The organism is Pseudomonas inefficax (assembly GCF_900277125.1).
Taxonomy (GTDB): Bacteria; Pseudomonadota; Gammaproteobacteria; order Pseudomonadales; family Pseudomonadaceae; genus Aquipseudomonas; species Aquipseudomonas inefficax.
The window spans coordinates 135,741-161,903 of sequence record NZ_OPYN01000150.1 but is presented as its reverse complement, the minus strand read 5'-3'; the positions used below and the strand labels follow the sequence as shown (position 1 = coordinate 161,903).

Annotated in this window: 22 protein-coding genes and 2 pseudogenes; 16 read left to right on the top strand and 8 right to left on the bottom strand. The window is 59.7% G+C overall.

Features of this window, described 5'->3' with window-relative positions; all coding sequences use genetic code 11:
• The first annotated feature begins 176 nt into the window (after positions 1-176).
• The 8 genes from JV551A3_RS17230 (at position 177) to JV551A3_RS17200 (ending at position 8,246) form a co-directional block, all read left to right on the top strand.
• The gene (locus tag JV551A3_RS17230) at positions 177-1,145 is read left to right on the top strand and encodes an ABC transporter substrate-binding protein (protein WP_133973335.1); all 969 of its coding nucleotides are present in this window, start codon (positions 177-179) and stop codon (positions 1,143-1,145) included.
• Between the two features lie 75 nt (positions 1,146-1,220).
• The gene (locus tag JV551A3_RS17225) at positions 1,221-2,072 is read left to right on the top strand and encodes an ABC transporter permease (protein WP_133973333.1); all 852 of its coding nucleotides are present in this window, start codon (positions 1,221-1,223) and stop codon (positions 2,070-2,072) included.
• Positions 2,069-2,902 carry a quaternary amine ABC transporter ATP-binding protein gene (locus JV551A3_RS17220; RefSeq protein WP_133973331.1) on the top strand — a complete coding sequence of 278 codons (834 nt, stop codon included), beginning with the start codon at positions 2,069-2,071 and terminating at the stop codon, positions 2,900-2,902. Before JV551A3_RS17225 ends, JV551A3_RS17220 begins: the two co-directional genes overlap by 4 nt.
• A gap of 12 nt (positions 2,903-2,914) precedes the next feature.
• On the top strand, positions 2,915-4,438 hold the full coding sequence (gene hutH, locus JV551A3_RS17215) for a histidine ammonia-lyase (RefSeq protein WP_133973329.1): 1,524 nt from the start codon (positions 2,915-2,917) through the stop codon (positions 4,436-4,438).
• A gap of 161 nt (positions 4,439-4,599) precedes the next feature.
• The gene (locus JV551A3_RS17210) at positions 4,600-6,120 is read left to right on the top strand and encodes an FAD-dependent monooxygenase (protein WP_133973327.1); all 1,521 of its coding nucleotides are present in this window, start codon (positions 4,600-4,602) and stop codon (positions 6,118-6,120) included.
• A gap of 198 nt (positions 6,121-6,318) precedes the next feature.
• Positions 6,319-6,477 (top strand): hypothetical protein, encoded by a 159-nt coding sequence (locus JV551A3_RS30700; RefSeq protein WP_166674271.1) that lies wholly within the window; start codon positions 6,319-6,321, stop codon positions 6,475-6,477.
• A 16-nt stretch (positions 6,478-6,493) separates the two neighbouring features.
• The gene (locus JV551A3_RS17205; protein WP_133973325.1) at positions 6,494-6,718 is read left to right on the top strand and encodes a DUF2188 domain-containing protein; all 225 of its coding nucleotides are present in this window, start codon (positions 6,494-6,496) and stop codon (positions 6,716-6,718) included.
• Between the two features lie 175 nt (positions 6,719-6,893).
• Entirely contained in the window at positions 6,894-8,246 is a 1,353-nt protein-coding gene (locus JV551A3_RS17200) for a cation:proton antiporter (RefSeq protein WP_133973532.1), read from the top strand.
• Between the two features lie 79 nt (positions 8,247-8,325).
• Here the strand turns inward: JV551A3_RS17200 and JV551A3_RS17195 are convergent.
• From JV551A3_RS17195 to JV551A3_RS17180, 4 genes and pseudogenes are all read right to left on the bottom strand, one after another.
• A pseudogene (locus JV551A3_RS17195) lies at positions 8,326-8,520 on the bottom strand (con-10 family general stress protein); the annotation flags it as partial.
• Positions 8,521-8,744: 224 nt separating this feature from the next.
• Complete coding sequence (locus JV551A3_RS17190) at positions 8,745-10,070, bottom strand: SDR family oxidoreductase (RefSeq protein ID WP_133973323.1); 1,326 nt, start codon at positions 10,068-10,070, stop codon at positions 8,745-8,747.
• A 260-nt stretch (positions 10,071-10,330) separates the two neighbouring features.
• The gene (locus JV551A3_RS17185; protein WP_133973321.1) at positions 10,331-10,714 is read right to left on the bottom strand and encodes a MerR family transcriptional regulator; all 384 of its coding nucleotides are present in this window, start codon (positions 10,712-10,714) and stop codon (positions 10,331-10,333) included.
• A gap of 164 nt (positions 10,715-10,878) precedes the next feature.
• On the bottom strand, positions 10,879-11,457 hold the full coding sequence (locus tag JV551A3_RS17180; RefSeq protein WP_133973319.1) for an NAD(P)H-dependent oxidoreductase: 579 nt from the start codon (positions 11,455-11,457) through the stop codon (positions 10,879-10,881).
• A gap of 150 nt (positions 11,458-11,607) precedes the next feature.
• Between JV551A3_RS17180 and JV551A3_RS17175 the strand changes: the two genes are divergently transcribed.
• The 6 genes from JV551A3_RS17175 (at position 11,608) to JV551A3_RS17150 (ending at position 17,726) form a co-directional block, all read left to right on the top strand.
• Positions 11,608-12,114 carry a sigma-70 family RNA polymerase sigma factor gene (locus tag JV551A3_RS17175; RefSeq protein ID WP_133973317.1) on the top strand — a complete coding sequence of 169 codons (507 nt, stop codon included), beginning with the start codon at positions 11,608-11,610 and terminating at the stop codon, positions 12,112-12,114.
• Positions 12,111-13,073 carry a FecR domain-containing protein gene (locus JV551A3_RS17170; protein ID WP_133973315.1) on the top strand — a complete coding sequence of 321 codons (963 nt, stop codon included), beginning with the start codon at positions 12,111-12,113 and terminating at the stop codon, positions 13,071-13,073. The genes JV551A3_RS17175 and JV551A3_RS17170 overlap by 4 nt, the downstream gene beginning before the upstream one ends.
• Before the next feature lie 80 nt (positions 13,074-13,153).
• Positions 13,154-15,571, top strand: coding sequence for a TonB-dependent siderophore receptor (locus tag JV551A3_RS17165; protein WP_235874591.1), 2,418 nt, complete (start codon positions 13,154-13,156; stop codon positions 15,569-15,571).
• A gap of 31 nt (positions 15,572-15,602) precedes the next feature.
• Positions 15,603-15,911 (top strand): hypothetical protein, encoded by a 309-nt coding sequence (locus JV551A3_RS17160; RefSeq protein WP_133973313.1) that lies wholly within the window; start codon positions 15,603-15,605, stop codon positions 15,909-15,911.
• Positions 15,911-17,458 (top strand): PepSY-associated TM helix domain-containing protein, encoded by a 1,548-nt coding sequence (locus JV551A3_RS17155; protein ID WP_133973311.1) that lies wholly within the window; start codon positions 15,911-15,913, stop codon positions 17,456-17,458. The genes JV551A3_RS17160 and JV551A3_RS17155 overlap by 1 nt, the downstream gene beginning before the upstream one ends.
• Complete coding sequence (locus JV551A3_RS17150) at positions 17,451-17,726, top strand: hypothetical protein (protein ID WP_133973309.1); 276 nt, start codon at positions 17,451-17,453, stop codon at positions 17,724-17,726. The genes JV551A3_RS17155 and JV551A3_RS17150 overlap by 8 nt, the downstream gene beginning before the upstream one ends.
• Before the next feature lie 221 nt (positions 17,727-17,947).
• On the opposite strand, the gene JV551A3_RS17145 is transcribed toward JV551A3_RS17150, so the two are convergent.
• The 3 genes and pseudogenes from JV551A3_RS17145 to JV551A3_RS31425 form a co-directional block, all read right to left on the bottom strand.
• On the bottom strand, positions 17,948-18,409 hold the full coding sequence (locus JV551A3_RS17145; RefSeq protein WP_133973307.1) for a type II toxin-antitoxin system YhaV family toxin: 462 nt from the start codon (positions 18,407-18,409) through the stop codon (positions 17,948-17,950).
• Entirely contained in the window at positions 18,409-18,726 is a 318-nt protein-coding gene (locus JV551A3_RS17140; RefSeq protein WP_133973305.1) for a type II toxin-antitoxin system PrlF family antitoxin, read from the bottom strand. The genes JV551A3_RS17145 and JV551A3_RS17140 overlap by 1 nt, the downstream gene beginning before the upstream one ends.
• A gap of 142 nt (positions 18,727-18,868) precedes the next feature.
• Positions 18,869-18,973: pseudogene (locus tag JV551A3_RS31425) on the bottom strand (IS5/IS1182 family transposase); the annotation flags it as partial.
• A gap of 108 nt (positions 18,974-19,081) precedes the next feature.
• On the opposite strand from JV551A3_RS31425, the gene JV551A3_RS17130 reads away from it, so the two are divergent.
• Together JV551A3_RS17130 and JV551A3_RS17125 are read left to right on the top strand one after the other, a co-directional pair.
• The gene (locus JV551A3_RS17130; RefSeq protein WP_133973301.1) at positions 19,082-20,554 is read left to right on the top strand and encodes a DUF262 domain-containing protein; all 1,473 of its coding nucleotides are present in this window, start codon (positions 19,082-19,084) and stop codon (positions 20,552-20,554) included.
• Positions 20,551-22,512, top strand: a complete 1,962-nt coding sequence (locus JV551A3_RS17125; RefSeq protein ID WP_133973299.1) for a DUF262 domain-containing protein — start codon at positions 20,551-20,553, stop codon at positions 22,510-22,512. Before JV551A3_RS17130 ends, JV551A3_RS17125 begins: the two co-directional genes overlap by 4 nt.
• A 588-nt stretch (positions 22,513-23,100) precedes the next feature.
• On the opposite strand, the gene JV551A3_RS17120 is transcribed toward JV551A3_RS17125, so the two are convergent.
• Entirely contained in the window at positions 23,101-25,695 is a 2,595-nt protein-coding gene (locus JV551A3_RS17120; protein WP_133973297.1) for an AAA family ATPase, read from the bottom strand.
• Positions 25,696-26,163: the final 468 nt, after the last annotated feature.

Sequence of the window (26,163 nt, the reverse complement as noted above, 5' to 3'; positions counted from 1 at the left end):
AGGACATATTATTTTATCCTTTTTTGAGGTTGTGAAATATTTCTCCTGCGCAGTGGCCGCCGCTCACAGGCGCCACGCCGATGCCGATTGCAAGGCTCATCAGCCAGTTTGGCGACCCTCTCTGGGCCGGATGCCCTCGACTACTGCAATCCATGTTCTTGTTTGGGAGCATCACAATGAAAATTACAAAGGCTCTGCTGACCACGACACTATCTTTCGGGCTGCTGGCGGCCGCTGGCGCCAGCCAGGCGGCCGGTTGGTGCGAGTCTGGCAAACCGGTGAAATTCGCCGGGTTGAACTGGGAAAGCGGGATGCTGCTCACGGATGTGATGCAGTTCGTGCTGAAAAATGGTTATGGCTGTGATACCGACAGCCTGCCGGGCAACTCCATCTCCATGGAAAACGCCCTGAGCAGCAATGATATTCAGGTGTTTGCCGAAGAGTGGGTAGGGCGCAGCGAGGTCTGGAACAAGGCTGCGGCTGCCGGCAAGGTCGTTGGCGTCGGCGCCCCGGTCGTTGGCGCGGTCGAAGGCTGGTATGTGCCGCGTTATGTGATCGAAGGCGACGCCAAGCGCAAACTCGAAGCCAAGGCACCCAACCTCAAGACCATCGCCGATCTTGGGCAATACGCCCAGGTATTCAAGGACCCGGAAGAACCGGACAAGGGGCGCTTCTATAATTGCCCGGCCGGCTGGACCTGCGAGCTGGACAACAGCGAGATGCTCAAGCGCTACGGCCTGGAAAGCAGCTACACCAACTTCCGCCCGGGCACCGGCCCGGCACTGGATGCCGCCGTATTGTCGAGCTACAAGCGTGGCGAGCCGATCCTGTTCTACTACTGGTCGCCGACGCCGCTGATGGGCCTGGTCGACCTGGTCAAGCTGGACGAGAAGCCAGGCGTGGATAAAACCCTGACCATCAAAGTGGGCCTGTCGAAGGCCTTCCACGAGCAGGCGCCGGAACTGGTGGCGGTGCTGGAAAAGGTCAATCTGCCGATCGACCTGCTGAACCAGAACCTGGCGCGCATGAGCAAAGACCGTATCGAGTCGCCGGAACTGGCCAAGTTGTTCCTCAAGGAGCACCCCGAGGTCTGGCATGGCTGGGTCAGCGAAGACGCAGCCAAAAAGGTCGACGCGGCACTCTGAGCGTGTGGGCTGGTCCGGCTCCTGCCGGACAAGGCACGCGACAGTCCGTTTCATGCACTTGCTCGAGAGAATTCCATGTTTCCCAAGAACTTCACGTTTTCCATTGCCGACTGGGTCAATGGCTGGGTCGATGCGCTGGTAACCAACTACGGTGACGTGTTCCGGCACATCTCCGACACCCTGCTGTGGGCCATCGTCAACCTCGAAGGCCTGCTGCGCGCGATGCCCTGGTGGCTGATGCTGGCGATCGTCGCCGGCATTGCCTGGCATGCCACCCGTAAAGTCGCGACCACTGCTGTGATCGTCGGCTTGCTGTTCCTGGTCGGTGCGGTCGGCCTCTGGGACAAGCTGATGCAGACCCTGGCGCTGATGCTGGTAGCAACGCTGATATCGGTCCTGGTCGGCATTCCGCTGGGTGTGCTGTCGGCGCGCAACGATCGCCTGCGGGCGGTATTGATGCCGCTGCTCGACATCATGCAGACCATGCCCAGTTTCGTGTACCTGATACCGGTCCTGATGCTGTTCGGCCTGGGCAAGGTGCCGGCGATCTTCGCCACCGTCATCTATGCCGCGCCGCCGCTGATTCGCCTGACCGACCTGGGCATTCGTCAGGTGGATGGCGAGGTCATGGAGGCGATCAACGCTTTCGGTGCCAACCGCATGCAACAACTGTTCGGCGTGCAGCTGCCACTGGCGTTGCCGAGCATCATGGCCGGTATCAACCAGACCACCATGATGGCCCTGTCGATGGTAGTCATCGCCTCGATGATCGGTGCTCGTGGCCTGGGTGAAGACGTCCTGGTCGGCATCCAGACGTTGAATGTGGGCCGAGGCCTCGAAGCGGGCCTGGCCATCGTGATTCTGGCGGTCGTGATCGACCGTATTACCCAGGCCTACGGCCGACCACGGCATGGGGTGGGCAAATGAGCGCCAAACAGACGATGAACAAGATCGAAGTCAAGAATGTCTTCAAGATCTTCGGTGCTCGCGCCGAAGATGCCCTGAACCTGATCCGCCAGAAAAAAGCCAAGGATCAGGTCCTGGTCGAAACCGGCTGCGTGGTAGGGGTCAACGATCTCTCGTTGTCCATCGGCAGCGGCGAGATCTTCGTGATCATGGGGCTTTCGGGCTCGGGCAAGTCGACCCTGGTGCGCCACTTCAACCGCCTGATCGACCCGACCAGCGGCGAGATCCTGGTCGATGGCGAGGACATTCTGCAGTACGACATGCAAGCCCTGCGCGAATTCCGCCGGCACAAGATCAGCATGGTGTTCCAGAGCTTCGGCCTGTTGCCGCACCGCACTGTGCTGGACAACGTCGCCTACGGCCTGAAAGTCCGTGGCGAGCACAAAGCCAAGTGCACAGAGCGCGCCCTGCACTGGATCGACACCGTCGGCCTGAAGGGGTACGAAAAGTCGTACCCGCACCAGTTGTCGGGCGGCATGCGTCAGCGTGTCGGCCTGGCCCGCGCCCTGGCTGCCGACACCGACATCATCCTGATGGATGAAGCCTTCAGTGCGCTTGACCCGCTGATTCGCGCCGAAATGCAGGACCAGTTGCTGGAACTGCAGAAGACCCTGCACAAGACCATCGTCTTCATCACCCACGACCTGGACGAGGCGGTGCGTATCGGCAACAGGATTGCCATTCTCAAGGACGGTCGCCTGGTCCAGGTCGGCACGCCGAAAGAAATCCTCTACCAGCCTGCGGACGAATACGTCGATCGTTTCGTGCAGCGTCGCGTAGCTTCGCTTTAAGGAACCGCGTGTATGTCGTTTGCTGAAAGAATCATCATCGCCGAGGCGCCCGTGCGTTGGCAGGATGTGGTAGCTGTGGCCCGGCATGGCGCGAAGCTTGAGCTGGCCCCATCGGCCTGGGCGCGGATCGAGAACGCCCAGGCGATCGTCCAGCGCATCGTTGCCAGCGGTGACCGCGCCTATGGCGTCAACACCGGGCTTGGCGCCTTGTGCAATGTCTCGTTGCAGGACGAACAACTCAGCCAGCTGTCGCACAACACCTTGCTCAGCCATGCCTGTGGCGTGGGTACGGCGCTGTCGGACGAACAGACCCGGGCGATAATGTGCGCGGCGATCATCAATTTCTGCCAGGGCCGTTCAGGCCTGCAGCGCAAGGTGGTCGAGGCACTGCTGACCTTGCTCAACCAGCACATCACGCCGCAGGTGCCGAAACAGGGGTCGGTGGGGTATCTGACCCACATGGCGCATATCAGCATCAGCTTGCTGGGCGTCGGTCAGGTCAGCTATCGCGGCCAGATCATGCCGGCGCAGCAGGCATTGGCCGAGGTCGGCCTGGCGCCGGTCAAACTGGGTGCCAAGGATGGCCTGTGCCTGGTCAACGGTACCCCTTGCATGACTGGCCTGAGCTGCCTGTCTTTGGACGACGCCACTCGGTTGAGCCAATGGGCGGACGTCATCAGCGCCATGAGCTTCGAGGCACTGCGCGGTCAACTCGATGCCTTCGACCCTGAAATCATCGCGATGAAACCGCACCCCGGCATGCAGCGCGTGGGCAGTAACCTGCGTCGCCTGCTCGACGGCAGCGAAATCATTGCCAGCAGCCAAGGCATTCGCACCCAGGACGCCTTGAGCATTCGCTCGATTCCGCAGGTTCATGGCGCCGCGCGCGATCAGTTGGAACACGCTGCGCGGCAGATCGAAACCGAACTCAACTCCACCACTGACAACCCGATGCTGCTGGGTACGCCCGAGTCGTATCGGGTGGTTTCCCAGGCGAACCCGCACGGCCAGTCGGTGGCCATGGCGGCCGACTTGCTGGCTATTGCGGTGGCCGAGATCGGGGCGATTGCCGAGCGTCGTCTCGATCGCCTGATCAATCCGTTGGTCAGCGGTTTGCCGGCCTTTCTGGTCAGCCAGCCGGGGGTGAATTCGGGCATGATGATCGTTCAGTACGTGGCCGCTTCACTGTGTGCGGAAAACCGTCAGCTGGCACAACCGGCAGTCGTCGACAACTACGTCACCTCCGGCCTGCAGGAGGATCATCTGAGCATGGGCACCAATGCCGGACTGAAGTTGCACCGCGCCCTGGAGAACTGCACGCAGATCCTCGCCATCGAATACCTGTTGGCGGCCCAGGCATTCGAATTCCTCAAGGAGCAGCGCTTTGGCGCAGGTACCAGCGTTGCCTGGCGGTTGTTGCGCGAACGGGTCCCGGCGTATGCCCAGGATCGTTGGCTGGCCCCGGATATTGCCAGCAGCGCATCGATCCTGAAGGATCCGGGCCTGCTTGGCGCTGCATTCCCCGAACTGCAATGACCGATGCAAGGGCCCTCCACGGTTTCCAATCATGAGGGTCAAAACCTTGGCAATCGGGGGGGTAAATGCCCCCTTGATTGCGAACGACCAATAAAACGTTGACTTTGCGCGCTCCCAAGAACATTGATGAATCCAGAGTCATTGATGTTCGAGGTGAGATCATGGCGCAGACCGACGTTCTCATTGTCGGAGCCGGTCCGACCGGGCTGGTTCTTGCTCTTTGGCTCAACAGGCAAGGCGTCGCCGTAAGGATCGTCGACAAGAGCAGTGGGCCGGGCGAAGCTTCTCGCGCCATGGCTGTTCAAGCCCGCACGCTGGAGCTTTATCGCCAGCTCGGTCTGGCCGAGCCAGTGATAGAGGCCGGCTATAAAACCCCTGCCATGAACATGTGGGCACGCGGTCGGCACAGGGCGCGTATCCCCTTGGGCGACGCGGGCAGAGAGGTTTCAGCGTATCCTTTCGTGTTGGTCTATCCCCAGGACCGCCATGAGCGCCTGCTGGTGCAGCAGCTCCAGTCACTCGGCGTGGATGTGGAACGGCAGACCGAACTGCTGTCTTTCGAGGAGGGTGAAAGCCATGTCACAGCCCTCCTGAAACATGCTGATGGGCGAGAGGAATCCTTCACTGCGGCTTTTGTGGCCGGGTGCGATGGCGCTCGGTCGCTTGTTCGGCAAGCGATCGGCAGCGGTTTCGAGGGCGGCACCTACAAACAGCTTTTCTATGTTGCGGATGTCAGGGTAACTGGCGTCGAGCCGGCGGGTGAGGGGCACATCGCTTTTGACAAATCCGACTTCGTGCTGCTTTTGTGCTACGGCGAAAAGGACCAATACCGCCTGATTGGCACCGTGCGTGACGAGCGAGCCGAGCATCCTGAACATCTGACGTTCGAGGACGTTGGTCATGATGCCATCAACGGGTTGAACCTTAAGATTTGCGCCGTGAACTGGTTTTCCACCTACCGTGTTCACCATCGCGTTGCGGACCATTTCCGCCGTGGCCGGGCGTTTCTGCTCGGCGATGCTGCGCATGTGCATAGCCCGGCGGGAGGGCAGGGCATGAACACCGGTATTCTGGACGCGATCAACCTGGCATGGAAGTTGGCCGCGGTGTTGAAAGGGAAGGCGCCCGACACATTGCTTGACAGCTACCAGATCGAACGCCAGGCGTTTGCCCGCACGCTGGTGGAGACAACTGACAAACTGTTCACGTTCGTTACCGCTCAGGGCGGATTTGCCGACTTCGTACGTACTCGCATCGCGCCGCTCTTCGCGAGCGTTGCATACAAGAGCGAAAACGTCCGTGAGTACCTGTTCCGAGTGGTTTCGCAAACCACCCTCGATTACCGCGAAAGCCCGCTGAGCCAGGGCAAGGCCGGTGGCGTTGAGGGCGGTGATCGCCTGCCTTGGCTGCCCGTCGGCACCGAGGATAACTACGCTTCACTGGCAGCCATTCAGTGGCAAGTGCATGTTTACGGTGAAGCCAAGGCCGATTTGATCCGATGGTGCGGCAGGCAAAGCATTGCACTGCATGTTTTCGCTTGGGAGCATGCGTACGAGAAAGCCGGCGTTGCCAGAAATGCTGCTTACCTGTTGCGGCCTGACAACTATGTCGCGCTGGCTGATCCTGAAGGGGAGGTTAGTACCTTGAGCCGATATTTCGAGGCGCACGGAGTGATGCCATGAGCAGCGCCGACCAGCCTTGCGCAGGTTATGGTCGACATTGAGTCTGCCGCATTGTCACCTGCCAATCCGATGGAATTATTCCCGCCTTGCATGCTCAATAGCGCATGAACTATCGATGCCGGGATTGTTTGGGTACTGGCGAAGGCACGTGAACTACGTGAACTCTGGCATCCAGTCCACTTGTTCGGAGGAATTGCCATGCAGCCGCAAACTGAAGGCTCTGAGGAAAAGGGGCCAAGCGACGTACCGTTTATCAACGATCCGGAAAAGCCCACCTCGCCGCCCTTGAACGACGCTGATGCCACGGACGCTGCCGAGGCGGAGGAAGAGATTCAGGATGACGGCGAATCCATTTAGCCGTGAGGAGTGGACGATGGACAATTATCACCTCAGCCCGACATCGGATGGTTGGGAGTTGAAGAAAGCCGGTGCTGAACGAGCTTCCAAACGAGCGGCGACGAAGCAGGAACTAGTCAGTGCCCTTGCGGATTTCTTCGATGGCAAGACCGCATCGGTGAAGATCCACAAGGCGGATGGCACCCTCGAAGAGGAACGCACCTATCCACGTTCGGCTGACCCGCGCCGTAGCAAAGGTTGAAGATCGTGACTGCCCGTGACCTGGGCATCGAAGCCACGAATGCCCCTGCGTGCGCCGCACTCCAGGGGTTCGAATTTCGCCAGGATGGAGGGCTAACGCAGCCAATGCAGCGGAACGACCTGTTTCGCCGCAAAGTCCAAACGTAGTCGAAAACTCTTTCAAGGCTTGTGCGCCGATGACCTTCATCGTCTGGTTCGCCATGCTGGGCGCCGTCTTGCTGCTGCTCGCGCTCTCATCCTCCTACCTGCGATGGATTCCTGTGACTTCGTCCGTGGTGTGCCTTGCCCTGGGTATAGGCCTGGGCACATCGGGGTTGGGTTTTCTTCAGCTGGACTTGAGCAAGTCGAGTGGCTGGATGGAGCACCTCACCGAAGTCGCTGTATTGTTTTCGCTGTTCTTCAGCGGCTTGAAGTTGCGTCTGCCCTTGCATGACTGCAGATGGTGGGGCGCCTTCTACCTGGCGGGGCCGGTAATGTTGGTCTGCATCGGCGGGGTAACGCTGGTATTGCATTACGGCCTGGACCTGGGGTGGGGGATGTCGGTATTGATCGGGGCGATACTCGCGCCCACAGACCCTGTGCTTGCCACCCTGGTACAGGTGGTTGATGCCCGGGATGATGATCCGGTGCGTTTCAGCTTGTCTGGCGAGGCAGGGCTCAACGATGGCGTGGCGTTTCCCTTCGTCATCCTCGGGCTGTTCCTTCAGCAGGATACCGGCCAGGCATGGTTCAGTGAATGGTTGTTCAAGGACATGCTGTGGGCAGTGACCGCAGGCCTGTTGCTTGGTTACTGGATGGGGCGCGGCCTGGGCAAGCTCACACTCTTTTTGCGCCTGCGCAACGACGACAGTACCGTGTCGCCCAATGATTACCTGGCCCTTGCCCTGATCGCGGTGGCTTACGTGAGCGCCGAGTCGATTCAGGCCTATGGGTTTCTCGCGGTGTTCGCTGCTGGCCTGGGTTTACGTCAGGCGGAAGTTCAGACTTCCAACAGCCCCGAAGAGCCGGCTGCTGAACACCTGGTACAGCCTGTGGTAGGGCACCAGCACGTGGCTCCCGAAATGGCCGTCAAAGGTAATGTGCAAGGCCTCGATGACTCGCAGGTGGCAGCAGGCATCATGTTGGGGGACATGCTGGCTTTCGGCAGCTTGATCGAACGGGCAATGGAGGTGTTTCTGGTGACCATGCTCGGGGTTGTGCTCATCGAGCATTGGGACTGGCGGGCCTTGTTCGTCGCCGGAGCGCTTTTCCTGCTGATTCGTCCCTTGAGCATTCTCCTGTTCCCGGCTCGAGGAATGCTGGATATCCGCCAGCGTGGGCTTTTGGGATGGTTTGGCATTCGAGGCATCGGCAGCTTCTACTATCTGTTCTACGCCCTCAATCATGGGCTGCTTGCTACGTCAGCTACACAGAGCATCAACCTGGTCCTGTCGGTGGTGGCGCTGAGCATTCTGCTGCACGGATTGAGCGTTCAACCGCTGCTTGCCAGGTACGAAGCGTGGAAGGGGCGACTCACTGCTTCGTTGTAGCTTGAAAACGCCGCAGGACGTTTGGTCAATTACAGAAAAAGGCCAGGGTGCCATGCACCCTGGCCGAACTCATTTCAAGTTAGCGGTTTTCGCTACCACGGCCGCCGCCGTGGCTGTTCTCTCCGCCTTTGCGCCCAGCCTCGGAGGCGCGTTCACGGTCGTTGGCAAAGTTGCCCCCGGAGCTCTGGCCGCCTTTGCGACCTGCCTCCGACGCCTTTTCACGGTCGTTGGCGAAATTGCCTGGATTGTTCTGTGCGGAACCACCTTGGCGGCCACGATTGCTTTGGTTGTCAGCCATGATCTTTCACCTCATGTCGTCACACAGGAAAGTCTGTGTTCAACTCCGACTTCAAGCAGAGAGCGATTTGCTCCCCGGCTTTGCGCTTGGGCCGACGGGTTGCGCGAAAGAACCCGTGCGAGCATTTGTGGCGCCGCAGAGCTTTGTTCGCCAACTTTTGGAACTGATCCGCCTTGCGTCGAGTTTGACAGCACAATTGTTCAGCTCCTGCGGCGTGAATGGGTGATCGCAAAACCTACGATCATTCCAAGCGCCGCTGCGCCGATTAGTATTGGCGTCTTGTCTTTTGACTTCCTCCAGCCCCCGTCGATACTCCTCCTGCCACTCGGCGGCTCAAAGAGGTTGCCTGATGAGGTTTCGGCTTTCGGGCTACGGTTTATCCCCCGGCGCGTCAGCCACCCCGATAACAGAGGCAGGCCTGGTACCAGGTAGCTGGCCAGATGCGCGAGGCGAGCCGTGGCGCCGACCGTGGTGTGAGCTCGAGGTGATATTGCGCAGGCCACCATGGCCTTTGCCACAAGTTCGGGATCATATACAGGGCCTGGAGGCGTCAGCGCATGTCCTGTGTAGTTGCCGCCGTCTCGAAAGCCCGGTGTGTCCATGACTGCCGGATAGATATCGCACACGTGGATGTCGGGAAACTCCGTCAATTCCCCTCGCAGTGCCTCTGTCAGGCCACGCAAGCCGAACTTGCTCGCCGAGTACGCGGCTGCATAGGGTTGGGCCACCCAACTGCCCAGGGACAGCGTATTGATCAGGATGCCGCTGCCTTGGCGCTTGAAGAGAGGAAGGGCTACAAAAGCGCCGCGCAGGTAACCCATCAGGTCAGTCTGAATGACCTGCTCATGGGCCTCCAGTGGTGTTGCCTCGAAATTGCCGACCGCGCCAACGCCGGCGTTGTTGATCCAGATATCGATCCGTCCGTGGCCAAATTCTGCAGCCTGGGCGGCCAGCGCTTGCACCTGGTCGTTGCGGGTGACGTCGGTCGTGATCGCTATGGCATCCGTACCGCAGTCGGTGCATTCGTCCAGGACGTCGAACAGCGCTTCTTCATCCCGCGCAGCGAGCACCAGGCGAGCCCCCTTGCAGGCAAATGCGTGCGCGGTGGCACGGCCGATACCGCTGGAAGCGCCAGTTATCACCACGACTTTGCCGCGCAGCGGCCCTCTGCTTGGGTAGCCCTCGCGGTGCGATTCGCGCTCTGTGGCAGACTTGTTGTGCTCGTCGAGTGGCGCGAACGTTTCGCTGGCCTCGATCCTGGAGATTTCAAGGGCGGTACCATCGACCAAGGTCAACGTCAGCCCTTCAACCGTGCCTGCCTCCCGGTTCGGAAACACCGGTTCGCCTTCGGCATCCACGCTGTCGTAGATGAAACGCGTACCTTCGATCCAGCCAACGGCGGTCAAAAGCTCAGGGCCCAGGTAATACTTGCCGTCTTGAAAGAAGCCTGGGAACTGATGCGCCCGCTCGATGTTTTCCACGCGATAGCGTTCACCTGCTTTCATGCCTGTCGCTTGATCGATCATATTGCGAACCCCTGTAGGTGGATTGCCTTCAGCCGCATGTTTGCGTGCCAGGTATGCAGGGGAAGCCAGGGCGGACAGCAAAGTTCAGACCAACAAGTCAGGCGGTACTGAATGCTGATTCGCTGCGTCCTTGAATACAGGCTGAAAAATTGCCTCGATTGTGCCGCAGCCAGCAGTGCAAGTTGGCGAGCAGCCGGGGGGGAGCCCATGCCAGGCTGAATCGCCGGGGGCCATGGCCGTTAAGGGGCGGCGGTGCGGATTCAGCGGGCTTTTTCCAGGTGTTCGAACTGGCATTGCATCTGAGCATCTTTGAGGCTCAGCTCAAACTCAACCAAGCCGTCATGCACTTGCTGCAAGGCCTGGATCTGCCCCATCAATTCCTGCTTTTTGTTATCGATGGCCTGCATGGCCAGATCCCAGGGCAGCTCCTGGCCACGATGATCCTGCAGAATGGCCTGCATTTCCTTGAGCTTGAAACCGAGTTGCTGAGCGCATTTGATGAAGGTCAGCAGCTCTACGCTTTGCTGGTTGTAGATGCGGTACTTGCCTTCGCGTTGCGGGGGAGGCAACAGGCCGATTTCTTCGTAATGTCGAATGCTCTTGACGGTGGTGCCCGCCAGCTGGGCGGCTTTGCCGATGTACATGAAAATCCCTTTTTTGACGCATCAGAAGCAAGAAGATGTCGCGCGCTTTTACAAGCGCGCAAATCTTTGCACAAGCGTCAAGGGGTGGGAAGCCAGGTTGGACAAGGTGTCACAGCAGGGAGGCTCGGCTGGGCAGCGCAGGTGCGCGGCCCGACCGGGGCCGGTCAGCGGCTGGCGACTGCCTGGACTTGTTTGAGCCAGGCTTCACGCTGTTCCGGCTTGGAGCCCAGTACCGGACCGAAGGTCAGGGTTTTCAGGGGTTTTATGCCGCAGAACTCCAGGGTGGTCTTGCGCATTTGGTGCAGGCCCGGCATGCGATACACCCACCGGTAGTACCACGGCGGCGTGTCCATGGTCACCAGAAGGTGAGCCGTGCGGCCCTTGAGCAGCTTATCCGGGAAGGGCGAGCCCTTGCGGTACTTGAAGGCAAAACCGGGCAGAAACACGCGGTCGAAGAACCCCTTGAGCAACGCCGGGATGCCGCCCCACCAGATCGGGTACACCAATGTCAGGTGTTCGGCCCAGGTAATGTCGTTCTGTGCGTCGATCAAATCGGGCTCAAGCGACTGGATCTGGTTATAGCCATCGTGCAAGACCGGATCGAAGTCCAGGGTGCCCAGGCGCAGCAGGCGCACCTCGTGGCCTGCTTGCTTGGCAGCCTCGACATAACGTTCGGACACAGCGCCGCAAAAGCTGTCGTTCGAAGGGTGGCCGAGGATTACGAGCATGCGTTTGCTCTTCATGACAAACTCCAGGTAATGAAGTGCCAAGGGTAAAGTCTGCCCCTTACGGTAGGGTCAAGCCTTGCCGGGTCACTTTGAAGACCTTGGAGGTTGTGTAAAGCCCGAACCGAAGATAATAATGAGAAGAAATATCATTAGTGCGGTGTCGTCGTGGCAGATTACCAACCCGTCAAAGATGCGTTCTCCGAGCTCTACGGCACCAACCATCGTTGGCTGAGGACTTGGCTCTATCGTCGCCTGCAATGCCCGCACGATGCTGCAGACTTGGCCCAGGACACCTTTCTGCGGGTCATGAAAGCGCCGCAGCCGGTCGCCATCGAGGAGCCGCGTGCTTTTCTCGCCACCGTCGCACGGCGCCTGCTGAGCAACCTGTTTCGTCGTCGAGCGCTGGAAAGGGCGTACCTGGAAGAGCTGGCCAACTTCATGGAGGCCTGTGCCCCCTCCGAAGAAGAACTCGCGCTGGTGCACGAAGCGCTGGTTCAGATAGACCAGATGCTGCACGGCCTGCCGCTGCGGGTGCGCCATGTCTTCATTCTCAGTCGCCTGGATGGCCTGCCTCAGCCGCAGATCGCCCGGCAACTGGGCATTTCCCTCGCCACCGTGGAGCGCGACCTGCGCCGCGCCTTCCTGCATTGCCTGAGCGGCGCCGGCACATGAGCAGCCAAACCCCTGAGCTGCTGCTGCACGAGGCCATCGACTGGATGCTGCGCCTGGAGCACCTGCCGGCCAGCGACCCCGCGCATCAGGCGTTCGCGCAATGGCACCAGCACTGCGCCGAGCATCGGGCCGCGTGGCAACGGGTGAACGGTGTGCTCGAGACTGCGCTGGCTGATCTGCAGGGGCTGCCAGGGCAAGTACAGGTGGCCAGCCGTGCCTTGCGCGCGATGCCCAACCCTTCGCGGCGAAACCTGCTGGGCAAGGGCCTGGCACTCTTGCTGCTGGGCGCCGGTGGCGTCGGTGTACTCAACCGCCTGGCCCCGGTGGCCGACCTGCTGGCCGACGCCCACACCGCCACCGGCGAGCGCAAGACCCTGATGCTTACCGATGGCAGCCGTCTGAGCCTCAACGCCCGCAGTGCGGCCGATATCCGCTTCGACGCTCGGCAGCGTCGGGTAGTGCTGCGCGCGGGTGACCTGCAGGTGCAGGTAGCGCCTGATCGCGCACGGCCGCTGATTGTCGCCACCGCTCATGGCGAGGTACGCGCGCTGGGCACCCGCTTCATGGTGCGCCAGGAGTCTGAGCGCTGCCTGGTTTCGGTCCAGCAGCACAGCGTACTGCTGACCACTGCCGACGGCAGCGCCCGGCGAGTGGAGGCGGGCCAGGCCTTTGCCTTCGACCGCCGGGGCAGTGTGGCAGTGGCACCGTCGATGCGTACTCGCGATGACTGGGTACAGGGGCGTATCGAAGCCCGGGACGAACCCTTGGGCGAGCTGGTGGAAGCCCTGCGCCCATATTACGGCGGCCTGCTGCGCATCAGCCCGCAAGCTGCTCAGGTCCGGGTATTCGGTACCTTTCTTGTGGACGACATGACGCGCACCTTGGCTTCGCTGAGGGAGACGCTGCCGATCCGGGTCGACACCCTGGGCTTCTGGCTGACCCGGATCGACGTGAAGTAAATTTTTTTTCAGTGCGATGAGGGGGTTCCCGATTTCGGGTGTCCTGGCTATGAACGATCACCCAGACGAGCCGACGCCCCATGTCCCATCCTTCGCTCCGCCCTCATGCCCTGGCTGCCGCCATTGCCCTTGCAGGCCTGTCCTGGCAAGCCGTCGCCCAGAACGAACAGGTCAGTCATAGCTTCGACCTGCCCGCCGCGCCATTGGGCAGCACCCTGACTCGCATCGCCCGGGAAACCGGCAACGTGCTCTCGATATCGCCCGCACTCATCGAGGGCAAGACTGCCCAGCCGGTACGCGGGCAGATGACCACGCAGCAGGCAATGGAGCTGGCACTGCAGGGGAGTGGACTGCGCCTGGAGGTCACATCGAGCGGTAGCTGGAACCTGTTGCCCGTGGCGCAGGACGGCGCGCAGCTGGAGCTGCCAGCGATGTCGATCGTCGGCATGCAGACCAGCGCGCCGACTTTTTCGGTGGGTACCAAGGTTCCCCTGCACCTGCGGGAGGTGCCGCAGACGATCAACGTGATCGGCCAGGAGCGGATCCAGAAGCAGAACCTCTATACCCTAGAGGATGCGCTGGGTGAGGTCGGCGGCGTGACTGTGCAACGCATCGATGCCAGCCGCCTGAGCTTCTTCTCGCGTGGCTTCGAGATAACTTCGCTGCAGCTGGACGGCACGCCGACCACCATGGATAACCGGATCTTCCTGTCTCCGGACCTGACCATGTACGACCGCGTCGAGGTGCTCAAGGGGCCATCCGGCAGCCTGACCGGCGCCGGTGGGGCGGGCGGCAGCATCAACCTGATACGCAAGCGCCCGCTGGCCGACGCGGCGGTATCGGCCGAAGTCAGCGCCGGCTCCTGGGACAACTACCGTGGCATGGTCGACGTCACCGGCCCGCTGACCGAGGCCGGCAACGTCCGTGGCCGCCTGGTGCTCAGCCAGCACAACCAGGCCTTCCCCTACGATGGCAGCGGCAAGCGAGAGTCGAACCAGGCCTACGGCATCGTCGATATCGACCTGACCCCAGATACTGTCTGGACCATCGGTGCCAGCAACCAGAATACCGACATTCGCGGCGCCCAGCGCTCGCTGCCGGCGTTCCGCTACACCAACGCCGCGGGCGAAGCGGCCATGTCGCTGCCGGACGTCTCGCGCAAGAACTTCTACGGCGCCAACTGGAACCGCGACTACTTCTGGAGCACTTCGGTATTCACCGAGCTTGAGCATCAGCTTGGTGGCGGCTGGAAGACCAAACTCGCGGTGCGCCATGCCGACAACAACTACGATCTGACCCAGGCCTATGCCCGCAATGGCGGTGGTATCGACCCGGCCGATAACCTGGTGTCGATGAACTCGATCATGTTCGACTACCGCGAGAAGCAGGACGAAGTGGACCTGTACGCCGACGGCCCGTTCAGCCTGTTCGGCCGGGAGCACAAGCTGCTGGTGGGCACCAACTACTCCCGTTCGGAGTTCTCCTCCAACGGCGGCTACTACTCCAGCTTCCTTGGTGATGTGGACCTGTACGATCCGCAGGCGGACTTCCCGTTCCCGGCATTCCCCGATTCCGATCGCCTGCCCACCAACGTTGCCAACACCCGCTCCAAGGCGGTCTACGGCAACATGCGCCTGAGCCTGAGCGACCCATTGACCCTGGTACTTGGCGGCCGTGTCACCTGGCTTGACATGCACCGCAGCCAGCACCAGCCGGAAGCCGGCTCGCCGTCGGAAAAGGCCAGCCAGAGCGAGTCGCAGAAGTTCACCCCGTTCTACGGGTTGATCTACGAGCTGAACGACAATTACTCGCTGTATGCCAACTACGCCGAGGTGTTCAACCCGCAGCCGGTCAGCAACCTGGATATCAACAACAGCATCATCGATCCGATCGAGGGCAAGCAGCATGAGCTCGGCATCAAGGGCGAATTCCTCGACGGCGCGGTGAACGCCTCGCTGGCGGCCTTCCAGATCGAGGAAGAGAACCGCGCCATCCCCGACATGAACGACCCGAACTCGCGGGCCGTGGTAGCCGGCGGCAAGGCACGCACCCGTGGCTACGAGATGGAAGTGAGCGGGCAGGTGACGCCTGACTGGTTCCTCACTGCCAACTTCGCCCACACCTACAAGCGCTACGACAGCCCTAACGAGCAGTTGCAAACCTATTTGCCGAAGAACATGTTGCGGGTCTGGACCCTTTACAAGTTGCCCGGTGAGCTTGAAAAGTGGAGCGTGCAGGGCGGCGTGAGCGTTGTCAGCGAAACCTACAACAAACTGTACGTCCCCAGCATCGACATGGACGGCACCAAACTACAACAGAGTGGCTACGCGCTGTACGACGCGGGTGTCGGCTACCAGCTCGACGAGCATCTGTCGGCGGACCTGCTTGCCACCAACCTGACCAACAAGAAGTACTACCAGCGCATCAACACCTTCCAGGACGGGAACATCTTCGGTGACCCCCGTGCGGTCTCCTTGACCCTGCGCGCCAGGTTCTGAAGAACCGCCGTGAAGGGATGAGGAGAGCAGGGTGAAACGACCGGCGTCGTACAAGAAAATCGCTCGAGACCGAGAGCGCGCGTTGTGGCTGTTACTGGCCCTGCTGCTGAGCTACCTGTACATCTGGCCATTCAGCGCCATGGCCGCGCTGGCCCTGGCGTGGCTTGGGCAAGCGCCAAGCGAGGCAGTGCTGAGCAGTTCGATTGGCGCCTTCGTGCTCTACCCGCCACTGGTGCTCTGGTTGCTGTGTGCCCGCCGGGCCGTGCGCAACGCTCTTTGCCTGGCCTGCGTGTCGCTGGCGCTACTGGCCCTGGCGCATGTGCTGGTGGGGGCGGGGTGATGTTCGACAATCTCCGCCAGGCCATGCTGTGGGCGCATAGGGTGCTGGGCCTGGGGTTTTCCGCGTTGTTGTTCATCGCGTTTTTCATGGGTAGCCTTGCGTTGTACGACCGCGAACTGGACCGCTGGATGCTGCCGGCGCTGCGTGTGCCGCCGACGGCCGCGCCGCTGTCGCTGGACCGGCAGGTGTTGCCACGGGTGGCCGGCTTGAGCGAGGGCAAGGCGCTGTTGCAGTGGTATGTGGAGTTACCCGATGCTCGCCGCCCACTGCTGCGTTTTCAGGCCTGGAGCGTCGAGCGCGAAGGCTTCAGTAGGTTCCTGCTGCCTGGCAACGACGGTGAAGTGTCTGCTGCCGGTAGCCGTGGCGGTGACTTTTTCTACCGCCTTCATTACACCCTGAACATCAATGCCTGGAACCTCGGTGCCCGGCTGCTGGGCCTGGCAGCGATGGTCGGATTGATCGCCCTGATCGCAGGGGTGTGCATCCACACGCGTTTGTTTCAGGATTTGTTCACCCTGCGCGCATACAAGGCGCCGCGGCGCTTGCTCGACCTGCACAACCTGACCGGCGTGTTCGCCTTGCCGTTCCACGCGCTGATTCTGCTGAGCGGCCTGCTGATCCTGTTCCCGCTGTACCTGCCGGCTGCCATCGATGCGCTGTATCCAGGCCAGGCCGAGCAGTTCGCGGTGCAGGCCAACGCCGCCTTCAGCCGGCCGGCGGCGGGAACGCCGGGGCGATTGGCTTCCATCGACGGTATGCTGGTCGAGGCCCGCCAGCACTGGGGTGGCGGTGCGCCAGCGTTCGTCAGGGTCTGGCATCCGGGGGACGCCAATGCCTATGTAGAGGTCAGTCGCAGCGTGGCCGACCGCCTGAGCCTGGACGGCCAGACCCTGTACTTCGAGGGCGCCAGCGGACGGCTGCTACATGCGTCGCGGCTGCCGCCCGCAGCTGCGACCCTTGATGTGCTGGCCGGGTTGCATGTAGCGCACTTCCATCAGCCCGGCTTACGCGCCCTGTACTTTTTCGCAGGCATCAGCGGTTGCGTGATGCTCGCCAGCGGCCTGCTGTACTGGCTGGCCAAGCGCCGCCTGCAGCAGGCGGCCCGGGACCGGGGCGGGATGGCGATGACCCTGTTGTGCAGCGTACTGATCACCGGCTTGCCCCTTGCCACCTTGGCCATGCTGGTGGCAAACCGCTGCTTGCCGTTGACCCTGAGCGGGCGTGCCGATTGGGAGGTGCGGGTTTTCTTCGCCGCCTGGTTGCTGGCGGGGCTGCACGCGCTGTGGGTGATTGGCCGTTGCGCGCAGGCCCGCGCGCCTTGGGCGGCGCAGTGCCTGGCGATCAGCGTGCTGGCGTTGCTGGCCGTGCTGTCGAACGCCTGGAGCACCGGCGATCATCCGTGGCGGGCGCTCAGCCAGGGTTTGTGGGCGGTGGCCGGTGTGGATCTGGCACTGCTAGCCAGCGCCTTGCTGGCCGGCAGCCTGGGCTGGCGCCTGCAACGCAGCGCTGCGGCTGGGCACAGGTTGGCGGAGGTCAAGGATGCCTGAGTGGCTGGCGAGCGGGCTTGTGTTGGGGCTGCAGACGCTGGGCCTGGTGTTGCTGGCGCTGAGCCAGGCCGGCCATTGGCAGCGGGTGATGCAACCGCGAGTGTTTCCCGGTGTACGCGCTCTGCGGTTGTCCGCACTGCTGGTATCGAGCGTGGCTTGGCTGGTGGGGCATGCCGGCCTGGGGCTGGCCATGGGGACGTTGTTCTGGGGTTTGGCCTTGGCGCCCTGTGGGATCGGCGTAAGTCTGATGTTGTGCCGGAGAGACTAACAGAAGTGAACAGTTGAACAGCCTGCCCGAAGGCCTCTAAAGACTGTCAGGATCGTCGAAGAACATTTGGACATCCATATAAATCAAAAAGTTATGAATGGGGAGTTGATTTTGTACCCCCCAGATGTACCCTTTTTTTACAGCAGCTACGAGTGGATACAGTGGACGCACCGAGGGGAGGGCCGGTGTCAAACGTGCAATCCGTCACCCAGTCGCGCAGCTTATGCTTTGGGGTCATCCCAGTCGCTACGCGTTGCAGTAATCAGCGCATCCCAGTCATCAGGAGGGTTGCCGCGGCCCAGCATCTTCTCGAATACGGCGTAGGGATCGGATTTGCTGCCTGCGGAGCGTAGAGTGTTTTCGTCGTTGACCCATGCATAGACGATGACCTTTGACCTTGAGTCGTAGCGAAAGAACAGCCGAAAGCGCCTACCGATTTTTGCCCGCCGCCAATGTCGGTAGGCGGTGCCCAGCGTGTTGCCTTGGCGGAACTCATCACGGCCCGGATCGGTAGGCACAGCCTCCATGATGAGATGGCTCAATGCCCGAAACAGCTTCACGTTAGCGTTGCTTTCAAAACCTTGCGGGTCGTTCTGCTCGGCCCGGGCGGCGGCTTCTTGCAATTTGCGTAGCTGTAAAGTCACACCTTCATGGAACAACAGTGTCCAGCCATGTCGCAGCATCAGATCGCGACCTCACCATCGATATCTTCGTCCAGGTTTGAGCAGTGGTTTGCGTTGGCGAGCATGGTTTGCGCCAAGTCTTCCGGCAGAGTGGTGAGGTTGCGGCCGCCTCGGATATCAGCCTCCAGCAAACCCAGGAACGCACCGATGGCAGGGTCTTCGTGGATGGTTTCTACGCGGCTGACCACGATTTCACCCCCGCGTACGTCGAATGCGATCTTGCCACCTGCGTCAATGCCCAGTAGCTGGCGAACGGATTTGGGCAGTGTGACCTGCCCCTTCGAGGTCAACGTGGCGATTTCGTGGATGGCAGGCATGAGGGTTCTCCCGGATAGGTTGAGTGAATGGTAAGGAATAATCCTTACGTGGTCAATCTCGGTTCATACGCTGATCAAGCAAAAGCAGAACGAAGGCTCAGAAGCTTGCCAGGATAAGCTACTCCACTCTCCGGGACACGATCCGAAACCGCTCATAAACCCTAGACCAAGGGCCGTATCGCTCAGGCATATCTCGCCAAACCGCGCATGAACTCTGTTCCCACCAGCTGCAGAGCAGGACCGCGCGGCTGCTCTGATAGCGCTTTTGAATTAAATGGCCATGTGCCATTATCGCGACTTTTAATCGTTCTCTTCGGGGACGCTGGCCGCCGGAATCCAGTACAAGGACTGTCCTATGAATCAAGCCGTGAGTGAACGGTCGCTTGCCCCGCAATTGCCATTGGACGTGGAGGGTATCGCTGTCGCCTCCACGAGCCTCGACAACCTGTTCAACGGCAAGCGGATCCCCTCCAGCGACGGTGGGGTCATCTTCGGCCGGCTGCATCTTCCGGAGTATCAGCGGCCCTACCGCTGGAGCGAGGAGCAACTGGGGCGGCTGCTCGACGACTTGCGCAGCTTCTTTAGCAGCGATGCGCCGGCCCATGATTTCTACTTGGGCAGCATCATCTTGCATCAGGAGGGGGGCGACGGGCGCAAGCGTGGTCTGCTCAACATCATCGACGGACAGCAGCGAATCACCAGCCTGGCCTTGTTGCATTACCTGCAGCACGGTGAGAAGGGCGCGCCCGAGCTGAAGTTCAACGCACCGGAGAGCCATCGACGCATCCAGCTGAATCTTCGCTGGCTGGAGCAGCAACGGCTACCGCGGATCGACTTCACCCGTATCAACGTGACCCTGGTCGTCACTCGGCGTGAAGACGATGCCTACCGTTTCTTCGAAACCCAGAACACCTCGGGCGTGCGCCTGGGCGGCGCCGACATCGTCAAGGCCCATCACCTGCGCAGTATTGCCGCCGCGGAGCAAGACGATTTCGCCCGGACCTGGGAGGGGCTCGGCGACCTCAAACCGTTGGTCGCGGCTTTCATGAAGTCCCGGCACTGGCAACGTTTGCGCTGGCGCAACGTCGCCAGCGATCGCGATCCGCTGCAGGAGCGCAAGCAGATCGTCACGGAGCTTGCCGAGCGCACTCTCTCCGACACCGGCGACGTCGCTTATCGGTCTCTGCAACTGCACCGCGATGCCTGGGGCAAGGAAACACAGATCGTCCAGCCGGGTTATGCCATGCGCCAGCCGCTGGGCACCGGGGTCAATACCATGCGTGTCGTTAGCTACTTCCAGGGCTTGCGCAAGACCTTGCTTGAAGTCGACAAGACGGCCAAGAAGCCCACGTTCTCCTACTACTACAAGCTCTTGGCCCATGACGCGTGCGGCAGCGTGTTTCTCAGTCGTGCTTTTGATTGCGCGTTGCTGATGTACGCCAGCCAGTTCGGCACTTCCCGTCTGCTTGAGGCCAGCCTGTGGATGTTCCGGATGATCTTCTCCTATCGCCTGATCAAGGAGGTCAGCGTCCGGGAAGATGGCGTGCAGGCGCACCTCAAGGACAACCCGTTGCTGGACTGGATCGCCAGTGCCCACACCCACCAAGAACTGTTGAATTACTTGCGTGACTACACCTACACGGCCAGCGCTGAACACCTGGACAAGAACAGCATCAAGAAGCGCTTCGTGGAGTCGGTAGGCTTGACGCTGAACCTGCATCTATCCTGGCCTGATCCGCAGCGGGTGGCCGGTGAATATGATGCGGAGTTGCGCAGTGCCATCGAACGCATCAGCCGCGATGACCTCGCCTACCAAGGAGGCAAATGATGAACGCCCAGGTCCAGTCCCATGTCCAGTCCGCCGCCACGCTGTGCGCGCAAGGCATTTCGTTGACCATTCCCTGCTACCAGCGCCCGTACGTGTGGCCCGGCGATGCCGTGGAGGAACTGCTCGAGCAGATCATCCAGGCCAGCGAACCGGACGCGGACGGCCAGCCGGTGCAGGCCCATTACTTCATCGGGACGGTGCTGAGCAGCGTGGTGCCACCCAACGCCAATCCTGCCGCGAGCATGACCTACGAACTCATCGATGGTCAGCAGCGAATGACCACCCTTATGATCCTGGCGCTTGCGTTCTGCGCGTTGAAAACCGACTCGCCGCTGCGGTCGCTGGTGGTGCTGGGCAATGTTCCGCGCCTCACCTTCAATATCCGCGACGAAGTCCAGGCCCGGTTGAGTGCCTGGGTCGGCTTGACCGAGGAAAAGCAGCTGGACAAGGAGGATGCTGCCAATCCTTATCTGATTCATCTGAGCGCCGCGCGCAAGGTCGCCAGCGATCGCCTCAAACTGTTGCGCGCCACGGGAGGTGAGCAGGCCTTGGAGCGGGTGGGCTATTACCTGTTCAACCAGGTAACGTGGGTCAACAACGTCATGCCGGCTGGCATGAACCTGAACAAGCTGTTCGCCACGCTCAACACAAGCGGCGTACAGCTTGAGCAGACGGATATCCTCAAGGCCCGCTTGATGTCGCGGATCAAACATCACCGCACTACGTATGAAGGGATCTGGCAGGCCTGCGAGAACATGGGCAACTACTTCGAAAGGAACCTGCGTGATGTCTTCGCCGATGTTCGCTGGAACATGGTGGGCATCAATGACCTGCTGAGCCATTCCTTCGATCTCTTCTCCCTCGATCGTCCTGCTGCCGGTATCACCAGAGGCCGGTCTATCGGCGAAATCTCGTCGATGAGAATCCAGGGCGAGCAGGTGGACGAAACCGAGAACAAGGATGAGGCTCGCTATCAATCGATCGTCAGTTTTGGCCTGTTGCTGATGCACGCCTACCGAATCTACCGCCATGCCCAAGGGGCTAAAGACATCGGTTTCCGTGTGAACGACGGTAACCTCAACGCCTGCTTCTCGCGCTTTGTTGAAACTGCCAGCGCAGCGCAAGCCAAGGCATTCATGGAATGCCTGTGGAGCGTGCGCTTCCAGTTCGACCGTTGGGTGGTCAAGTGGGTGCGCCTGGGCGAGGACGATGAGCGGACTTTGCGCCTGAGTTCGCTCAGTCCACGCAAGCGCATCATTTCGGAATGGCGCGCGCATCTCGAGACGTCCGACCTGAGCCAGTTGCAAAGCGTGCGCTACCTCACCGGCGAGCGCAGCGCTCAGTACTGGCTGACCCCCTTCTTGGGCAAGCTGATCGAAACGCCCGGTATGGGCGAGCAGCAGGTATTGAAGTTGCTGGAAAGCATCGACAACCAGCTTTCCCTCACGGAAATGACTCAGAAGGAGGCGAGTTATCAACTGCTCTCCAGCGACACTGCCGAACCCTTGCCAATCAAGGACAAGATCGCCTATCTGAAGGAACACCACGGCACGAGCTTCGAGCACTACTGGTTCCAGAAGTTGGAATACATTCTTTGGCGGGAGCGGCGCTCGTTCGATTGGTTGCATTCGGGGCGACTGCACGCTTACCGGATCACATCGAAGAACTCGATCGAGCATGTGCACCCTCAGAACGAAGAGTTTGGCAGCACACTGGACGACCAGCTACTGCACGGCTTTGGCAATCTGGTACTGCTCAGCCCGGGAGAGAACTCGTCGTACAGCAACCTGGCGGTGATCAGGAAGCAGGCGGCCTTCCGCGCCAAACCGAAGTACGACTCCTTGAAACTGGCCCACATGTTCCATGTACTGGGCAATGGAGACGACTGGGGTCACACTCAGATCAATGACCATGTTGACGCGATGCTGGCGCTTATAGAAGCGCACTACCGCGGCTGAGCCCGAAGGAGCGGATGCTGGTAACGATAAAGTTCTTGAGGGTTGCAAATGGATGCACCGCAACGGCCTTTGGTGGAGCTCAGTCACAGACTCTCAGGGTCGCCAAAAAACATTTGGACTGGGCTCTAGGGCGGCATTTTTAGCTTGAAAAAATCTTAATATGCCCCAGTCTTGCCCCCACTCGCGCGCCGTACACGAGCGATTGCGGATGGCGATTTCTGACAATACCGAGGTATACAGGGTGGTCTTCAGTGTAATCTACGCCTGGATGGCCGGAAGCAGGGCCGCGTCTGTCATAACCGATTGTCACGAATGATCGCAGAGATCAATGAGCGTGTTGAGCTGCTCGGGGTAATCTCCGCAGGCGACTATCCGTCACGGTGCGCTTCATAGTCGAACTCGTAGCCGTGTTACTTCGTTGAGACGACCGCCATTCGGGAAATCATCGCTGGTAGCTTGATAGGAATTGGTATGGTGTTTGGAATTTTTGCCGTCTAGTACTTTTTAGTACCCCCGCCTTATGCGGTCATGCTAGAGCCTGGCCAGATCTAGGCCGCACGCCCAGTTCTGGCAAGACTATGAGCGCTTTTACTTACGCGCCGAAAACTCAGCTATCCAGTTTTGCAACGCCGTAACATCAGTCTCGAACACCGCCAGCTCAAGCGCGTTGCTCGGCAGTTCTTCTGATTGAGCATGCTCGAATACGGAGTAGCGGGTCATCAGATCATCAATGAACGAGCAGTCATCAGTGGTTACCTTGGCAATCTTATGTAGCTTGCCTTGGGTATTGATCGCGCGGCGGAAGCGCCCGACGACATCTGCCAGCAGAATGAATTCGATTGTTTTCTCCACGATGATTCTGAAATCGCTGCAAGCACTCTTCGCGAGTACCTCATAGCTATCGACTTCGGCGTTTTCCTGGTGCTTTTTCAGGCGCTTGATCGTGTGGTCGATCAGACCCTTCAGTGCGTTAGCTGGTTTTGCGTCGCGGGCACTTTGAGTAGCCACGATACCTGCGGTTTTGTCCATCCTACGAAGCGAGGTGAGCGTTGGCTTTACAGCAGGCATGCCGGGAGTCTTGGACAATTTGTCTGTAACGGAATCCACCAGGGAAACCAGCGAAAGTCGGTGGGTAAAAATGATGACCTGTCTTGTATGCGATAGCTGTACCAGGCGCTCCACGACTTTCTCTTCGAAATCTTGGTCGAGTGATGAGATCGGGTCGTCGAAAATGAAAGGGGCCAGCTGATTGGAACCTGTTGTATCAGCCAGGAACGCAGCGAGTGCAGCTATTCGTGTCTCACCCTCGCTCAGGATGTACTCTGGACCATGAGTGCAATGAGCGCCTACCAGATTCAAGCCGAAGGTTATTTTTCCCTTGCCCCCGGATTTGCTTTGTGGTGATACGGGAATGCGATGACCTCCCAAGAGCTTCAGCTCGTTCACAAACCGAGTCTGATAGCCTGCATCCAGCTCGGTCTTGGCAAGCTCATTCTTTTTAGTTGTCAGGGAATTCGTCGCTGCCGAGCGTGATGCTTTGTCTAGGGATGCCACTGCGGTGAGGCGGGCCTTCTCGGCGACGATTGAAGACTTGTTCTGCGAAAGCCATTGTTTCGCCTGAAGCGTCAGCACTCGCTGATGCATAACTTGACGGTGCTCATCTTTCTGCAGTGCGACCAGACTTGCTTCTTCAGTAGCCAAGGTGGAGGATTTCTTCTTCACCGCATCGTTGATGTTCGACCAATCAAAAGGTTGCTGGCCGACGAGGGGAGTACCGAGTGCAAGCCGTTCCAACCGTGTCTTCAGCGAGCTGAGCCAAGATTCGGCTTCCGCCTTCTCGAAGCCCAGAGTGGACATATGGACGAGCCAATCCGCTTGAGAAGGAAGGGCAGGGATACGACGCTTACGATCGGTTAGCGCTGTTTCAGCTTTCTTTGCGGCTGTCTCCAGGCCGTCGGTGACAAACTTTTCAAATCCGGCCAGCCGTGCCTTTGCCGCATTGTCGAGGTCTTGGTGGCAAAGCACGCATCGTGACTCAGGTGACACATTTGGGAAAGCCGACTCAGGATAAGCAGCGGCGGTGGAATACGCGCGAGCGTGCTCCCACATCTGCTGCCAGGTTGCTGAGCCGACACCCTCTAGCTCTGCTTTCCCGAAAATAGCTGTCGCAGCCTCTTCACTGACTTTTCGTGCTTTCACGGCTTTGTCGTTCAAGTCGACTAGCTCAAGCACAGCTGCATCATTCGATCCAAGTTGGAGGGTCGACATCGTCGTATCGATGCTTATCAGCGCGGTTTTTTCTTTGCCTATGGCCTGAAGTCGACCAGAAATATCCTTCTCGGCGAGGAGTGCTTCTTTCTCGATTCGCTCACGATCAAGCTCCTCGGTGTAAAGGCACTCTTTGTCTATGCTCGACGCTGTAGTCGTGCTTTTGAGTGTCTGCAACCATTTCGCTTCGGTAGTGGAAGATAGGGAGCCAGGCACGGCAGGGAGGGCTCCCTTCAGATGTTCCTTCTCCCTGGTTAGCTCCACGTTTACTGCGTCTGCGGTGGTAATGAGCGCCGACACAAATTTCATGCGGCTTGGCTCGTAGCAAGCTTCAGTCCGACCCATGTACTGCTGAGCGGCCTTACTGTCGAAGACTTGGGCCTGCCTCAATGCTTTATGAGGGCCGCTTGGGATGTCCCAATGGACATCGACAGAGTTCCCGTCCACTGAGACTTTGAAGTGAGCACGGCATTCAGTGGGGTTAGGATCGAAGACATTGCTACGAATCTCGTCCTTGGAGCGAGATCCGCAAACCTGCTTCAGCAGCCGTGCAAACCCGCTCTTACCGGTGCCGTTCTGACCGTAGATGACGGCGAGGTTCGAGTTGCCGAATGGAAGGTTGGCTCCGGCCTTAATGGCGTTCAGGCCATGTACGTCGAGAATTTCATCAATCCTAACCGGAGGTCTGGTTGCGGCCTGGGACAATGTGCCAGGTACTATGCTCAAAAATCCTGGGTCAGTTTGGCCTTTGGCCTCAAGCTGGCAGAGCCGAGAAAGCTCCTTAATTTCCCCCTCGCTCAGCTGGCGCTTCGCATCGATCATCATGCGTGCAGCAGTCTGCAGCCACTTAGGGCGACCATTTAGCCAAGACTCAAAGTCATCCATCACTACCGGCTCTTGTTCAATCCTCGACATTCTTCTTATCTCACGGCTAAATCTGTGAGCATAGGTGCAGGATGGCATTTGGCCAGTATTTGGCAGCAAAATGTAACTTGGAGAAATGGGCCTCAGATAAGAGAAATGCGTGAGGAGGGGAGCCATTATAAAGCTACTTCAGGGAGAGGTGGGATGGAAAAGCAAGCGTCCGGCCAACCCGACTTGCATGATTAAGCTGCCAGCCCTGGGCGTTACTCACAAGTCCAAACGCTGATAGCCGTTGCCGCCCTCCAACCACTGTCAGTTATCGAGGGTCAGACGAGCGATTGCCTAAGTTGCATCCTAGACGAAATTTTAATGACTGCATTGACGTGGGCAAGAATGTGTGGTAACTGTACATATATACAGTATTTTTAGGATCTTGGCTTTGGGTTAACCACAGATGGTTTGGTTCGCAGTTGCGGTGTAAACGCCTGACGTAACGATCGGCCAAGCAATATTCAGTTC